Genomic DNA, 15549 nt, shown 5'->3' with positions numbered 1-15549 from the left:
TGCAGCTTATGAAAACGATCATCACCATCGGTGAAATCGTCGTCGAGATCATGGCCGTGGAAACTGGCAACGGTTTCAAGTCTGCCATCCCGTTGATCGGCCCGTTCGCTTCCGGCGCGCCTGCGATCTTCATCGATCAGGCGGCCAAAATGGGCCAGCCTTGCGGCATGGTCAGTGCAGTCGGCAATGACGATTTCGGCGCACTCAATGTCGAGCGCCTGCAAAAAGACGGCGTGGATGTTTCGGCCATTGGCGTACATCCGACAGCCGCCACCGGCAGCGCCTTCGTGCGTTATCGCCCCGATGGCAATCGCGATTTCATCTTCAATATCAAGCACAGCGCATGCAGCGCCATCGGCCTGACACCGGAAGCTGAAAAGCTGATCGAGACCGCCGATCACCTGCACATCATGGGTTCTGCCCTGTTCTCCGACGGCATTGTTTCGGCGATCCACGAGGCGACAATCCGCATCAAGGCGAAGGGCGGCACAGTGTCCTTCGACCCGAATATCCGCAAGGAAATGCTGGAATTGCCGGGCATGCGCCAGGCACTGGCCCATGCGCTGGAAAACACCGATCTGTTCATGCCAAGCGGCCCGGAAATTTTCCTCTTCACCAAGGCGACCGAGGAAAAGGCTGCTGTGAAAGAACTGCTGGCCCGCGGTATCAAAGCCGTTGTGATCAAGCGCGGCGCTAAAGGCGCAAGCTATTTCGACCAGTCTGGCGAAGTTTTCGCACCTGCTTTCAAGGTCGATGAAATCGACCCAACCGGAGCAGGCGACAGTTTTGGCGCGGCATTTGTCACCTGCTGGCTGCGCGACATGGCCCCGAAGGAAGCTCTGGTCATCGCCAACGCCACCGGCGCACGCGCCGTTGGTGTCAAAGGGCCGATGGAGGGCACCTCGACCATGGCCGAAATTGAAGCCTTCCTTCAGAAAAACGGAGTTCCAGCATGAGCAGCACGAACGTTCTGAGCGCACTTCCCGCACGTTACGCCAGCGGAACTCGCGGCGGCATCACGTCGATCTGCTCTGCGCATCCTCTGGTGATTGAGGCCGCTCTTCTTGAAGGCATCGCGACCAGCACGGACGTGCTGATCGAGGCCACCTGCAATCAGGTCAATCAGGACGGCGGCTATACGGGCATGACGCCTGCCGACTTCCGCCGCTTTGTGGAAGATATTGCGGCTCGCGTCGGCTTCGACACCAAGCGGCTCATTCTGGGTGGCGACCATCTCGGTCCGAACCCGTGGAAGCATCTGCCTGCCGAAGAAGCCCTGCTGAAATCGGATGTCATGATCGACGCCTTCGTGCGCGCAGGCTTCACCAAGATCCATCTCGACACGTCGATGGGTTGCGCTGGCGAACCGGTTGCACTGCCTGATGCCGTGACCGCCGAGCGCGCCGCGCGTCTGGCCAAGGTTTCCGAAGCTGCGGCCCGTGAAGCCGGATACGACCTGCCGGTTTATATCATCGGCACTGAAGTGCCGATTCCCGGCGGTGCGATGGAAGAAATCGAAGAGCTGGAACTGACCAAGCCGGGCGCGGCGGTCGAGACAGTCGCCATTCACCGCAAGGCTTTCGCAGCACTTGGACTGGAAGACGCCTTTGCCCGCGCCATCGGCGTTGTGGTGCAGCCGGGCGTCGAATTCGGCAACGAGAATGTGGTCTTCTACAACAGCGAAAAGGCGACGGCGCTGAGCGGCGTTCTCAGCGAAATGCCGCAATTCGTCTTTGAAGCACATTCGACCGATTATCAGCCGGTGGAAGCGCTTTCCGATCTCGTTCACGACGGCTTCGCCATTCTGAAAGTCGGCCCCGGCCTGACTTTTGCACTGCGCGAGGCGCTTTACGGTCTCGACCAGATTGCGGCTTTCCTCGACAAGCTGCCGGAAGAAGAAACCCTGCGCGGCAAGATGGAAGCACTGCTTCTGGCCGAGCCGAAGAACTGGGAAAAATACTACCATGGCGATGCAGAAGAACTGCGTCTGCAACGCCATTTCTCCTATAGCGACCGCATCCGCTATTACTGGCCGCATCCGGTGGCAACCGCTGCTGTGGATGCACTTTTGAAGCGTCTGGAAGGGCGCAAGATACCGGAAACGATGATCAGCCAGTATCTGGGTACGCTTTATCCGGCTGTCGCATCGGGTGAGATTGAACCGACGCCGCACGCCCTGATGGTGGAGGCCGTCCGCAATGTTGTGCGGACATACGGCAAAGCTGTCGGAACTCATTAGAGCGGTTCCGGTTGAAACGGAACCGCTCTATGTCTTTGTTTGTACGCATTATCCTACGCAAAACCGCTTCGCACTTTTGCTGGAAATGCTCTGAAACCAAAAGGCGCGGTCAATACCGCGCCTTTCTTTTGCTCAGACCTCTATCGGGCTCTTAAAAGCCTTGAGCCGCAAGGCATTGCTCAGAACAAAAATGCTCGAGAAAGCCATAGCGCCTGCCGCCAGAACCGGCGACAACAGCGTTCCGGTGACAGGGTAAAGAACACCCGCCGCCACAGGGATCAGCGCGACGTTGTAGGCAAAGGCCCAGAACAGGTTCTCGCCGATGTTGCGGATCGTCGCCTTCGATATCGCGATGGCATTGACCACACCGCGCAGATCACCCGACATCAGCACCACATCCGCGCTTTCAATCGCAATATCCGTGCCGGTGCCAATCGCAATACCAACATCGGCAGCAGCCAGTGCAGGCGCATCGTTGATGCCATCACCGACAAAGGCAATCCGCTTGCCGCCTGCCGAAAGCCGCTTCAGTGCCTCGACCTTGCCGTCCGGCAGCACTTCCGCAACCACTTCATCGATACCCAGACGCCTTGCGATGGCCTCGGCAGTGCGACGGTTATCGCCCGTGATCATGGCGACCTTCAACCCCTGCTCGTGCAGGGCAGCAATGGCCGCTGGCGTGGTTTCCTTCATCGGGTCGGCAACGGTCAGGATTGCCGCGAGCCTGCCGTCAATGGCGGCGTAGAGCGGGGATTGTCCTTCATCGCCGAGACGCTTCGCATCATTGGCAAAGGCCGCTACATCATGTCCGAGCTTCGTCATGTAACGATCAGCGCCGATGGCAACCTCATGACCGGACACATGAGCCTTCAAGCCGAAACCGGGGACCGCTTCGAAAGCCGACACATCCGCGAGCTTCAATCCCTTCGCCTTCGCTGCTTCCACAATCGCATCGGCAATCGGATGTTCGGAGCGGGCTTCGACGGCTGCAACAAGCGCCAGAAGTTCGTCTTTATCAAAGCCTTCGACGGTCGCAAAATGCGCGAGTGCGGGCTTTCCCTGTGTCAGCGTACCGGTCTTGTCGACGGCGATGACGGAAGCATCGCGCAAGGTCTGCAAGGCATCACCGCGACGAAACAGGACGCCGAACTCGGCTGCGCGGCCAGTGCCAACCATAATGGAGGTCGGCGTGGCCAAGCCCATGGCACACGGGCAGGCGATGATGAGAACCGCAATGGCGTTCACCAGCGCATAACCCAGCATGCCCGTGCCGCCGATCGCCAGCCACAAGACAAAGGTCAAAGCAGCAGCAGCCATCACAGCGGGGACAAACCAGCCGGTCACCTTGTCGACCATGGCCTGAATAGGCAGCTTGTCGGCCTGCGCATCCTCGACCATGCGGATGATCTGCGAAATCACCATGTCGCGGCCAACCTTGGTCGCGCGGAAGGTGAAGGCACCGGTCTTGTTGATCGTGCCGCCGACCACTTCCGCGCCCTTTTCCTTGGCAACAGGCACAGGCTCGCCGGTAATCATCGATTCATCGACATAAGACGAACCGTCGATTACTTCGCCATCGACCGGCACTTTCTCGCCAGGACGAACTTGTACGACATCGCCTGCCCGAACATCTTCAAGCGGTACGTCAATAGCTTCGCCATCACGCAGAACCCGTGCCGACTTTGCCTGCAAGCCGACCAGTCGGCTGATAGCCGCACTGGTGCGCCCCTTGGCGCGCGCTTCCAGAAAACGCCCGATCAGGATCAGCGTAACGATGACCGCGGCGGCTTCGAAATAGACATTCACCGTACCTTCGGGCAGCACTCCCGGGAGAAAGGTTGCAACGACAGAGAAGCCCCAGGCCGCGAGCGTACCGACCACGACGAGCGAATTCATGTCGGGCGTGCCGCGCAGTAACGCCGGTATGCCTTTCTTGAAAAAGCGCAAGCCCGGGCCGAACAGGACCAGCGTTGTGAGCACGAGCTGCAAATACCAGCTATTCTGCATGCCAATGCGGTCCATGACGAACATATGAACCGCCGGGATGAGATGTGATCCCATCTCCAGCACAAAAACAGGCAATGTCAGAAGGGCGGCAAGGATGACGCTTTTCTTCAGTTCTGCTGCTTCCGCATCCCGCTTTTCGGACTGGGTCTCCTGTTTGTCGCTGTCCTGCCTGTCATCAAGTGACCGCGCCTCATAGCCAGCAGTTTCAACTGCCTTGATAAGCTCGTTGACCGATACCTGCCCCGCCAGATCGACATGCGCCCGCTCCGTTGCGAGGTTGACGCTGGCACGGGTGACACCGGGCACACCGTTCAATGCCTTTTCCACCTTGCTGACACAGGAAGCGCAACTCATGCCCTCAATCGCCAGATCTATGCTGGCAGCAGGGACTTCATAACCCGCCTTGCGAATGGCATCGATCACCGAGGGCAGATCTGGCGCGCCTTTGAAAGTCACATCGGCGCGTTCCGTTGCGAGATTGACGGAAACCTTGTCCACGCCCGCAACTTTGGACACAGCTTTTTCCACGGACGACACGCACGAAGCGCAGCTCATCCCTTCGACGGGCACCGGAAAACTGATGGTTTCGTGATTTACAGGCTTGTTCATGGCAATCCCTTTCATCGCCCGGAAAGGGCACAATTCGAGAGTTGCTCTTTAGATAGTCCTTCCCACCGTTGGAAGGTCAAGCCCTTTTTGAAACAAGATGAGATTTGGATTTTTTGTCTGGCGCGACGGCTCTTCGAACGCGGCTCAATAACCAATGAGCGATATCCTAAATCGGCAATGTGTTATGTGCCGCAGGCATCTCCAGACCGACATTGCTGCGATTTTGAATGAACGAATGCACGTCGCCAGCAGGCATTGGCCGCCCGGTCAGGAAACCCTGCACCTCACCAAAACGCTCGGTCTTCAGACGCTCAAGCTGTTGTGCGGTTTCCACGCCCTCAGCCGTCGTGACAATGTTGAAGCCCGCGCCGAGCGTCGCCACGGCCTGAATGATGGCCAGATCGCGCGTATCGACCTCGATGCCCGAAACGAAACTGCGATCAATCTTGATTTTATCGAATGGAAATGATCGCAGATAACTGAGCGAAGAATAGCCGGTCCCGAAATCGTCCATAGCAATACGAACACCCAGTCGGCGCAGTTCGAACAGCAGCTCGATATTGTTCTTGCTGTTCGACAGGAAGACCGACTCCGTGATTTCAAGCTCAAGTCTGTCGGGTGAAAGACGCGCCGCTTCAAGCGCGTCCATGACGGAGTGCAGAAGTGTCGTCTGGCTGAACTGGACCGGCGAAAGGTTGACTGAAACCTTGATGTCCTCCGGCCAGAGAACAGCCTCCCGACATGCAGCCCTTAGAACCCAGTCACCGATCGGGCCTATCAGTCCGGTTTCCTCAGCCAATGGAATGAATTCGGCAGGAGAAACCATGCCACGCTCAGGATGACGCCAGCGGATTAGTGCTTCAAAACCGGAAATCTTGCCGCTCTCGAGATTGAAGATCGGCTGATAGTGCAGTTCAAACTGCTCATCCAGCAGAGCCTGGCGAAGCTCGCCGGTCATGACATGGCGCTTCTCAGCCGCAAGACGCAAGGCGTGCTGGTAGAAACGGAATGTGCGTCGCCCACCGGATTTTGAGGCGTAGAGCGCAAGATCAGCATTGCGCATCAGCACATCGGGGTTGTCACCATGCAATGGCGCCTGGGCAATACCCATGCTGCAGGTGACGAATTCGGAATTACCCACCAGCACGAATGCATCCTGAAAGGCCGAAAGGATGCGATCAGCGAACATGGCGATCTGCCCAAGTGTTCCGCTGCGATAGACAATGGCAAACTCATCGCCACCAAGCCGGGCAATAAATTCCTCTGAAGTCGTGATTTGTTTCAGACGGCGCGCGGCTTCCTGCAAAAGCTGGTCACCGGCCTGATGACCGATGCTGTCATTGATGTTCTTGAAATGATCGATATCGAGATAGAACAAGGCGAAAGGTTCGCAATCCCCGCCCTTCTTCAACAGGCTTTCGACATGGTGCGCAAAATAGGCACGGTTGGGCAAACCGGTCAGACTGTCGTGCATGGCAATATGTGCCATGCGTTCCTCGATCTCACGCCGTTCCGTTATATCCTCAACAAGACCAATCAGATAACGAGGTTCATCACCTTCGACGGGCGGGATCGAGCATTTTATGATCCGCATCGTGCGCGACGTTCCATCCTTGCGCTCGATCTTGCGTTCGACGCTCAGCACTTCCCGGCGCTGCATCGCCATGTGGTCCTGCTGGCCAATGACAGCCGCTTCATGTTTGGGGAAAAGGTCCAGGTCGGTTGACCCGATTGCTTCATCTATCGGCTGCCCGCTCGCCGCAGATGCCGCCTGATTGTAGAGCACATAGCGACCTTCGTCGTGCATATCCTTGACGAAGACACCAAGCGGCAGATTGTTGACGAGACTGTCCAGCAAAGTCTGCGCATGACTTGCCTGACGATTGGCCTCCGTCAATTCCGTCCGGTCCTGAACGATTGCCAGAATCGCTTCCTTGCCGTCGAATAACACCTCGCGTCCATAAGTCAGAACATCGATGGTTTCGCCATTGGCGCGCAGATGTTGCCAGCGCTCCGGGCGTTCGAGGTCGCTGCGGTCGCGAATGGCGGCAAGCATGCGCTCGCGCTCGGCCTGCGGACGAATATCGAGAACAGTCATGCCCGGCAGCTCATCTGGCGTATAGCCGTAGAGCGCATAGGCCGCGTCGTTCATGATGATGAAGCCGAGAGTCTGGGGATCATAGACCCACATGGGGGTCGGATGGGTGGTGAAAAGAATACGGAAATCCTGCTGAGACGTGCTCGCAATGGAGCCTCCCGCCTCTGTCGGACCGGCTTTCCGCTTCACCATTCTACACCCCTTGCCCCGAGCCGACATACGTCGTCAGTTTGAATTAGCCAACAAAACCTCTCACTGGAGCATCATATTCCGCATGGGTTCATGAACCGGACAGGCTCACGAACCAACAGGTGAGGACCGTCAACAGGACACACTTCCCCGCGGGGAGAATACGACCAATGGTTTTAACAAACCATATATGAAGCGGCTGCTCATATAGGTTTTTTTCTCATGTTCGTATTTTTCAATAGAACCAGACATTGCCTGAGACTGCCGAAGACGGCCCAACACGGCCCAACACGGCCCAAGACGGCTTGACCGCTCAAAACTTCCGGCCTATGCTTGAAGACGCAAAATTCGTTGGGGTGCCTTCGAAGCAATATCAGGAAAAGTGCCAAGCGGTTTTCCGTCCGATATTGCGACACAAAAGGCTGAGAGGCGCGTTCTCGCGTTAACCCATTGAACCTGATCCGGGTAATACCTGCGTAGGGAACGGAGTTTGACGCGTCGCGGACGGGGTTCATCCCACTCGGAGCTTATGCTCCATAAAGGTTCATGACGTCTCATCTTTCCGTTCGGAATGAGAGACGACATGATGGACCAAAGACAGAGTTTCTCCCGAACTATATCAACAAGCGGCCAGGCGCGTTCCGTGCCTATATGCGTCACCATTGCCGGTTCCGACAGTGGCGGCGGCGCTGGCATTCAGGCCGACCTCAAGACATTTTCGGCGCTCGGCGTGTATGGCGCGAGCGTTATTGCTGCCGTGACCGTGCAGAACACCTGCACGGTGAGCGCAGTGCACGACATCCCGCCCGCCATTGTCGCAGGGCAGATCGATGCCGTTTTCAGCGATCTTGACGTGGCCGCGGTGAAGATCGGCATGGTTTCCGTGCCCGAAACCATTGAAGCCATTGCGCGGGGGCTTGCCCATTTTTCTGGCCCTATCGTGCTCGACCCGGTGATGGTTGCAAAATCCGGCGACCGGCTTTTGAGCGAAAGCGCCATTGCGCTTTTGCGCCAGAAACTGGTGCCGCTCGCAACGCTTTTGACCCCAAACCGACCTGAAGCGGCCTGCCTGCTCGGCTGCGGTCTGGCGCTTGATGATGAAGACGCCGAACAGCAGGGCCGCGCATTGCTCGAACTCGGCGCGAAAGCCGTTCTGATGAAGGGCGGCCATGCGGAAGGCGAAATTTGCGTCGACCTGCTCGTTCGCCGCGATCAGCCGACGCTGCGTGTCGAAGCACCGCGCATCTTGACCGGCAACACCCATGGCACAGGTTGCACGCTCTCCTCGGCCATTGCGGCGGAGCTTGCCAAGAACCTGCCGCTCGAAAAGGCCGTGCTTGCAGCCCACACCTATCTGCAAGGGGCAATCCGCGCTGCCGACACATTGAAGATCGGACACGGCCACGGGCCGGTGCACCATTTCCATGACCTCTGGAAAACACGAATGGAGCAGATTGCGTGATGCGCGTCACCATCATCGGAGCAGGTGTCGCCGGTCTTGCCACCGCCGCCGAGTTCACCGATCAGGGCCATGCCGTTACCGTCATCGCCAAAAGCGTGGAAATCGGTTCCGACAGTTGCTCATGGTTTGCGGGTGGAATGCTGGCACCTTGGTGCGAGGGCGAGAGCGCAGAAGAGCCGGTCGTTCGCTTGGGACAGGAAGCGATCGGCTGGTGGGAACGGCACGTTTCGACAGTCCATCGCAAGGGTACGCTTGTGCTCTCGCACACACGCGATGCGACCGAACTTCGTCGTTTTGCCCGCAGGACAGAGGCATTTGACACCATCGATCAAGTGCAGATCGATGCGCTCGAACCAGACCTTGCAGGCCGTTTTCGGCAAGGGCTTTTCTTTGCAGGAGAAGGTCATCTCAACCCGCGCAAAACACTGATTGAGCTCGCCGAAAACCTGCAGAACAAAGGCGTCGTCTTTCATCTGGGGCAGGATGCGAAAGACGTCAAAGTCGAGACCGACATTACCGTCGATGCGCGCGGTCTTGCAGCGCGTGATCAGTTGCAGGACCTGCGCGGCGTCAAGGGTGAGATGCTGGTTGTCCGCTCGCGCGACATCAATCTCAAGCGGCCCGTGCGCCTCCTGCATCCGCGCATTCCGCTCTACATCGTGCCGCGCGGCGACGGCGTGCACATGATCGGCGCGACGATGATCGAAAGCGATCAGCGCAGTGGCATCAGCGTGCGCTCGACATTGGAGCTTTTGAGTGCGGCTTACGCCCTGCATCCAGCCTTTGGCGAGGCGGAAATCCTCGAAACCGGCGTCGATGCGCGCCCCGCCTTTCCAGACAACCTTCCCCGCGTGAGACGGCGCGGCAAAACCATCTATGTCAACGGGCTTTACCGCCACGGCTTCCTGCTGTCGCCCGCCGTGGCACGCATGGCGGTTGCGGCCGCGACCACGCCCGAAACCATGCCCGAATTTGTGGAGGATTATGCATGACGATCGTGCTCAACGGTGAAGTCATCACCACGGCAGCCGCCAATCTGGCGGCGCTGCTGACCGAAATCGAACTGGATGAAGCGGTTGTTGCAACCGCGCTGAACGGTGAATTCGTGGCCAGCGACGAACGTGCAGCCGCGACCTTGTCGGCTGGCGACCGCATCGAAGTTCTGGCCCCGATGCAGGGAGGCTGAGATGCTGGAATTCTACGGCCAACAATTTGAAAGCCGCCTGCTGCTCGGCACGGCGCAATATCCATCGCCTGCCATCCTGGCCGATGCGGTGCGTGCTTCGCAAAGCGATATCGTCACCGTGTCGCTGCGCCGCGAAAGCGGCGATGCGCGCGCCGGACAGGACTTCTGGGCGCTGATCCGCGAGCTGGGCGTCGCCGTTCTGCCCAACACCGCAGGCTGCCACACGCCGCGTGAAGCGGTGACCACCGCCAAAATGGCGCGTGAAATCTTCGGCACCAACTGGATCAAGCTGGAAGTGATCGGCGACCACGACACGTTGCAGCCCGACCCGTTCGGTCTGGTCGAAGCAGCGCGCATACTCTGCGACGATGGCTTTGAGGTCTTTCCCTATATGAATGACGATCTGGTCGTCGCGGAAAAGCTCATTGAAGCCGGTTGCAAGGTGCTGATGCCCTGGGGCGCGCCCATCGGCTCAGGCCGTGGCCTCAACAATCCTTATGCGCTGAAAACCATGCGGGCGCATTTCCCCGACATTCCGCTTGTTGTCGATGCCGGCATCGGCGTGCCGTCCCATGCGGCTGCGGCGATGGAACTGGGCTATGATGCCGTGCTCATCAACACCGCTGTCGCCAAGGCTGGTGATCCCGTCGCCATGGCGCGCGGCTTCGCACTGGCGGTTGAAGCCGGACGGCTCGCTTTCGACGCCGACGCCATCGAAGCGCGCGACATGGCCGCGCCATCCACCCCTCTTCTCGGAAAGGCATTTTTGTAATGGCCCTCGATCCGTTCTACCCGATCTTCGACAGCGCAAAATGGCTGGAGCGCATGGTTCCGCTCGGCGTCAGGCTGGTGCAGTTGCGCGCCAAGGACAAGACCGAGCCGGAGCTGCGCAGCGAAATCCGGGCCGCTCGGGAAATCTGCCTTGCCCATGACTGCCAGCTGATCGTCAACGACTATTGGAAGCTCGCGCTGGAGGAAGGTTGCGACTTCATCCATCTTGGACAGGAAGACCTCGACGATGCCGATCTGGATGCCATTCGCGCCGGAGGTTTGAAACTGGGTGTTTCGAGCCATGACGAGGCGGAACTGGACCGCGCGCTGTCGGTAAAGCCAGACTATATCGCGCTCGGCCCCATCTACCCGACCATTTTGAAAAAGATGAAATGGCACGAACAGGGCCTGTCCCGCCTTGGCCAATGGAAGGCGCGGATTGGCGATATTCCGCTGGTCGGGATCGGCGGTATGAGCGTCGAACGCGCACCGGGCGTTTTTGAAGCGGGCGCCGATATCGTTTCCGTCGTCACCGACATCACCCTCAATGCCGACCCCGAAAGCCGCCTGCGTCAATGGATCGAAACCACCCGCGCTTATGCAGGCCACGCTCTGGAGCAGACCCCCATGGAAAGGCAACGCAAATGAAAAAGACCGTCTTCGCCGCCCTGTTCGGCCTCGCTTTCACCGCTGCCACCGCCGCTCACGCTGACGACAAGCTAAAGCTCATCCTCGACTGGTATGTGAACCCGGATCACGGCCCCATCATCGTTGCCGACAAGCTCGGCTACTTCAAGGATGCCGGGCTGGAGGTGGATATCGTCGCGCCTGCCGATGCCTCGACACCCACCAAGATGGTGGCGGCAGGACAGGCCGACCTCGCCATTTCCTATCAGCAACAGGTGCATCTTCAGGTGCATGAAGGTCTGCCGCTTATCCGCGTCGGCACGCTGATCGACTCGCCGCTCAACTGCCTGATGACCCGCGACGACGGATCGGTGAATTCCATCGCCGATCTCAAGGGCAAAAAGATCGGCTATTCGGTCGCCGGAACCGAGGAAACTTTGCTCGGCACCATTCTCGGTCAGCACAGTGTCAAACTCTCGGATGTCGAACTGATCAATGTGAATTTCTCGCTCGCGCCATCTCTGATGTCGAAGCAGGTCGATGCGGTGATGGGTGCCTATCGCAATGTCGAACTGAACCAGATGGCCGTCGAAGGCGTGCCCGGCAAGTGCTTCTTCGTCGAGGAAGAAGGCGTGCCGGTTTATGACGAGCTGGTCTATGTCGCCGCCACGACCAAGCTGGACGCGGCGGAAAAGAACAAGATTTCGCGCTTCCTCTCGGCCACAGAGAAGGCCGCGCAATATATCGTCAATCACCCGGACAAGGGTTACGAGCTGTTTTCATCCTACAGCACCGAGCTCAAGGACGAGTTGAACCAGCGCGCCTGGAAAGACACTGTCGCGCGCTTCTCACGCGCGCCTGCAAGCCTCGATTATGGTCGCTGGCAGCGTTATGAGGCCTATCTCAAGGAGAACAATCTGGTGCCCTCCATCCTGCCTGTCGAGAAATTCGCTATCGACGTCAACGCGGAAGGCAGCAAGTCATGAGCCAGCCGCAACCGCATTATTCATCCGAACTGTTCACGCGCTTGCGCGCCGCGACGCTTGATGATTGGAAGCCCTATATCGATCATGCATTCGTGCTCGGATTGGGTGACGGCACATTACCCAAAGCGGCGTTCCTGCATTATCTCCGTCAGGACTATGTCTATCTGCACCACTATGCCCGCGCCTTTGCGCTTGGCGTCGTCAAGGCTAATACATTGCAGGAAACACGGCTCTGCGCCCAGATCATGCATGGTCTGGCCGTCACGGAACTGCCGCTGCATGTCGGCATCTGCGCCCGCGAAGGGATCAGCGAAGACGAGCTTTACGCGACGAAGGAAGAGCCGGAAAATCTCGCTTATACGCGCTATGTGCTCGATTGCGGACAGGCGGGCGACTTCCTTGATCTGCTGACCGCGCTTGTGCCCTGCGCGCATGGCTATGGCGAGATCGGCCTGAACCTTGCCGTGACCGCCCTGCCCGGTACGCCTTATCAGGAGTGGATCGACACCTATGCGGGGCCTGAATATCAGGACATGTGCCACACGGTCGGCAAACTGTTCGATCAGGCCGCAAAAGACCGCATCGGCAACGACTTTGAGAAAAGCCCGCGCTGGCCAAAGCTCTGCCAGATTTTCGCCACCGCAAGCAGGCTCGAAGCCGATTTCTGGTCCATGGGTTTGAAGGCCGGATAGTGAACGAAACACTCTCGAACCGAAGCCGAAAAAAGCGTGCTGCCGACGGCTTGCTGTCGGCAGCAGTAGCGCTGGCCATCTGGCAGGCGGTGGTGGGCGTGGGCCAGATGCCGCGCTTCATTCTGCCCGGTCCGCTGGATGTGGTGCAGGCGCTGATCGCCAATGCCGGGCTGATCACTGAGAACGCCGCCGCCACCATCGGCGAAGTTCTGGGCGGTCTTGTCCTTGGCAGTGCGGTCGGCATCGCGACCGCCATCTGCCTGATGATGTCGCCGCTGGCGCAGCGGCTTGTCATGCCTGCCATGGTGTTTAGTCAGGCGATCCCGATCTTCGCGCTCGCCCCCATTTTGACTTTGTGGCTTGGCTATGGACCCGCATCGAAGATCGCAGTCACAGTGCTGATGATCTTCTTTCCCGTCGTTTCGACCTTCTTCGACGGCATGCGGCGTACCGATAGCAGCCTGATCGACGCGGCGGAAATTCTGGGGGCGGGACGCATGGCGATCCTGTTTCGCATCCGCATTCCGTCTGCCTTTCCCTCACTGGCATCGGGCCTGAGCCTTGCCGCCGTCTATGCGCCCATCGGTGCCGTGGTGGGCGAATGGGTCGGCGCATCGAAGGGCCTCGGCTATCTGATGCTGCTCGCCAATGGGCGCGCCAAGGTGGATCTCATGTTCGCCTGCCTGTTCGTGCTGGCTGCCTTCACCATGCTGCTGCACGGCACGGTGTCGCATTTCGCCCGCAAGCTTGCCGCCTGGCCGAAAAAAGCCGCATAAAAAAACCGGCGGTTTCCCGCCGGTTTTTGCATCCACTCACATTGCTATCAGGCCAGCGTATAGGCCGTCTTGACCGTCGTGTAGAACTCGGCGGCGTAGCGGCCCTGCTCTCGCGGACCATAGCTCGAACCCTTGCGCCCGCCGAACGGCACGTGGAAATCGACACCGGCGGTCGGCAGGTTGACCATCACCATGCCCGCTTCCGAATTGCGCTTGAAATGCGTGGCATATTTCAGGCTCGTCGTGCAGATACCAGACGACAGGCCGAAGCTCGTATCATTGGCGGTAGCAAGCGCTTCTTCATAATTCTTGACGCGGATGACCGAAGCGACCGGGCCAAAGATTTCCTCGCGGCTGATACGCATCTGGTTGGTGGCTTCAGTGAAAAGCGCTGGCTGGAGATAGAAGCCCGGCGTTTCGCGGTTCAGGCGTTCCCCGCCAAAAGCAAGCTTCGCGCCTTCCTTGCGGCCAAGCTCAATGTAATCCATGTCCTGCTGAAGCTGGCTTTCGTCAACGACAGGGCCGATATGCGTGCCCTGCTTCAGGGCATTGTCGACCACAACGCTTTTCAGCTTTTCGATTGCAGCGGCAACGAACTTGTCGTGGATGCCTTCCGTCACGATGATACGCGACGATGCCGTGCAGCGCTGGCCGGTCGAGAAGAAGGACGAATTGACCACGGACTCGACAGCGACATCGAGATCGGCGTCATCAAGGACGACAACCGGGTTCTTGCCGCCCATTTCAAGCTGGAAGCGACGGTTGTGCTCAATGGATGCCGCCGCAACGCGCTTGCCCGTACCGGTCGAGCCGGTGAAGGTGACGGCCTGAACGTCCGCGCTGTCCAGAATGGTCTGACCGACAACCGAACCCTTGCCCATGACGAGATTGAGAACGCCCTTTGGCAATCCCGCACGGTGCAGGATATCGACAATCGCCCAGGAGCAGCCCGGCACGAGATCGGCCGGTTTGAACACAATCGTGTTGCCGTAGCAAAGTGCCGGAGCGATCTTCCAGGCTGGAATAGCGATCGGGAAATTCCATGGCGTAATGATACCCACGACGCCGACTGGCTCACGGGTGATTTCCACACCGATACCCGGACGTGCAGAAGGCAGAACTTCGCCAGCCAAACGCAGGGCTTCGCCTGCGAAGAAATCGAAAATCTGGCTGGCGCGGATGGTTTCGCCGATGCCTTCGGCCAGCGTCTTGCCTTCCTCGCGCGACAGGAGACGGCCAAGCTCGTCCTTGCGTGCCAGAATTTCATCGGCAGTTTTGCGCAGGATGGCGTGGCGTTCCAGAATGCCGGAACGCGACCAGGCCGGGAAAGCGGCTTTCGCCGCAGCAATGGCTGCCTTGGTGTCTTCGGCAGTTGCCCGGGCGTAGGTTCCAACCACATCATTGGTGTCCGAAGGATTGATGTTGGCGATCCCGTCGCCGCCGACCCATTCGCCCGCGATCAGATTTTGATGAACTGTCATGAACTCTCCCTGTGCGCCGCACGGCTCTGATATATCTCAGGACGACCCTTCACCCATGAGCGGCAGAATTGCAAGGCCAGAGCTGCCCTGTAACGGAAAAAGTGACAATATCCGTTCAGCAAAGGGCTGAAAGCTGGACCAGCACTCTTTAAAACAAGGCTTGCAAATTTGTCACAGTCAAATGATTGGATAGAAAATTCGCCATTTTGCGTCTTGGCAAAATTTTCTGCTCATTTATTGTGCACGCATCTGCAACACTGGCAAGAGGTATGAGATGCGTGTCTATTACCCATTCCCCATGGTGCCCAGTGTTAATGCGGGCGCGTCCAAGCTTTAAGTCTTTGGCCCGCATTGCAGGCTGAGGCCTGAACGCCCTCCCTAAGAGGGCATATTCCTGACAACTTCCAAATTTGCCGCAGCCGTCAT

Annotated in this window: 13 protein-coding genes and 1 riboswitch; of the genes, 10 read left to right on the top strand and 3 right to left on the bottom strand. The window is 58.4% G+C overall.

Annotated features, from left to right (window positions below; genetic code table 11):
- Positions 1-8 precede the first annotated feature (8 nt).
- Entirely contained in the window at positions 9-956 is a 948-nt protein-coding gene (locus F9K91_RS04560) for a tagatose kinase (RefSeq protein WP_151677289.1), read from the top strand.
- On the top strand, positions 953-2239 hold the full coding sequence (locus F9K91_RS04555; RefSeq protein WP_151652215.1) for a D-tagatose-bisphosphate aldolase, class II, non-catalytic subunit: 1287 nt from the start codon (positions 953-955) through the stop codon (positions 2237-2239). The genes F9K91_RS04560 and F9K91_RS04555 overlap by 4 nt, the downstream gene beginning before the upstream one ends.
- 132 nt (positions 2240-2371) lie before the next feature.
- Here the strand turns inward: F9K91_RS04555 and F9K91_RS04550 are convergent, their stop codons facing one another.
- Together F9K91_RS04550 and F9K91_RS04545 are read right to left on the bottom strand one after the other, a co-directional pair.
- Complete coding sequence (locus F9K91_RS04550; protein ID WP_151555474.1) at positions 2372-4855, bottom strand: heavy metal translocating P-type ATPase; 2484 nt, start codon at positions 4853-4855, stop codon at positions 2372-2374.
- A 166-nt stretch (positions 4856-5021) separates the two neighbouring features.
- Entirely contained in the window at positions 5022-7145 is a 2124-nt protein-coding gene (locus tag F9K91_RS04545) for a putative bifunctional diguanylate cyclase/phosphodiesterase (RefSeq protein ID WP_151555475.1), read from the bottom strand.
- A gap of 339 nt (positions 7146-7484) precedes the next feature.
- Positions 7485-7642, top strand: a riboswitch (TPP riboswitch).
- An 86-nt stretch (positions 7643-7728) separates the two neighbouring features.
- Between F9K91_RS04545 and thiD the strand changes: the two genes are divergently transcribed.
- The 8 genes from thiD to F9K91_RS04505 are packed head-to-tail and all read left to right on the top strand — an operon-like array spanning position 7729 to position 13642.
- The gene (gene thiD, locus F9K91_RS04540; RefSeq protein WP_151652229.1) at positions 7729-8604 is read left to right on the top strand and encodes a bifunctional hydroxymethylpyrimidine kinase/phosphomethylpyrimidine kinase; all 876 of its coding nucleotides are present in this window, start codon (positions 7729-7731) and stop codon (positions 8602-8604) included.
- Positions 8604-9596, top strand: coding sequence for a glycine oxidase ThiO (thiO, locus tag F9K91_RS04535; protein ID WP_151652230.1), 993 nt, complete (start codon positions 8604-8606; stop codon positions 9594-9596). The genes thiD and thiO overlap by 1 nt, the downstream gene beginning before the upstream one ends.
- Positions 9593-9790, top strand: coding sequence for a sulfur carrier protein ThiS (gene thiS, locus F9K91_RS04530; RefSeq protein WP_061344887.1), 198 nt, complete (start codon positions 9593-9595; stop codon positions 9788-9790). Before thiO ends, thiS begins: the two co-directional genes overlap by 4 nt.
- 1 nt (position 9791) lies before the next feature.
- Positions 9792-10562 (top strand): thiazole synthase, encoded by a 771-nt coding sequence (locus F9K91_RS04525; RefSeq protein WP_151652216.1) that lies wholly within the window; start codon positions 9792-9794, stop codon positions 10560-10562.
- A complete protein-coding gene (locus F9K91_RS04520; RefSeq protein ID WP_151652217.1) occupies positions 10562-11209 on the top strand; it encodes a thiamine phosphate synthase in 648 nt (215 codons plus the stop codon). Before F9K91_RS04525 ends, F9K91_RS04520 begins: the two co-directional genes overlap by 1 nt.
- Complete coding sequence (locus tag F9K91_RS04515; protein ID WP_151652218.1) at positions 11206-12174, top strand: ABC transporter substrate-binding protein; 969 nt, start codon at positions 11206-11208, stop codon at positions 12172-12174. The genes F9K91_RS04520 and F9K91_RS04515 overlap by 4 nt, the downstream gene beginning before the upstream one ends.
- The gene (gene tenA / locus F9K91_RS04510) at positions 12171-12866 is read left to right on the top strand and encodes a thiaminase II (RefSeq protein WP_151652219.1); all 696 of its coding nucleotides are present in this window, start codon (positions 12171-12173) and stop codon (positions 12864-12866) included. Before F9K91_RS04515 ends, tenA begins: the two co-directional genes overlap by 4 nt.
- Positions 12866-13642, top strand: coding sequence for an ABC transporter permease (locus tag F9K91_RS04505; protein WP_151677288.1), 777 nt, complete (start codon positions 12866-12868; stop codon positions 13640-13642). Before tenA ends, F9K91_RS04505 begins: the two co-directional genes overlap by 1 nt.
- Positions 13643-13689: 47 nt before the next feature.
- Here the strand turns inward: F9K91_RS04505 and F9K91_RS04500 are convergent, their stop codons facing one another.
- A complete protein-coding gene (locus F9K91_RS04500) occupies positions 13690-15123 on the bottom strand; it encodes an aldehyde dehydrogenase family protein (RefSeq protein WP_151652221.1) in 1434 nt (477 codons plus the stop codon).
- Positions 15124-15549 lie beyond the last annotated feature (426 nt).

Origin of the sequence: Brucella tritici, from assembly GCF_008932295.1 — a bacterium.
GTDB classification, from domain to species: domain Bacteria; phylum Pseudomonadota; class Alphaproteobacteria; order Rhizobiales; family Rhizobiaceae; genus Brucella; species Brucella tritici.
This window is presented reverse-complemented; position numbering and strand designations above follow the sequence as displayed.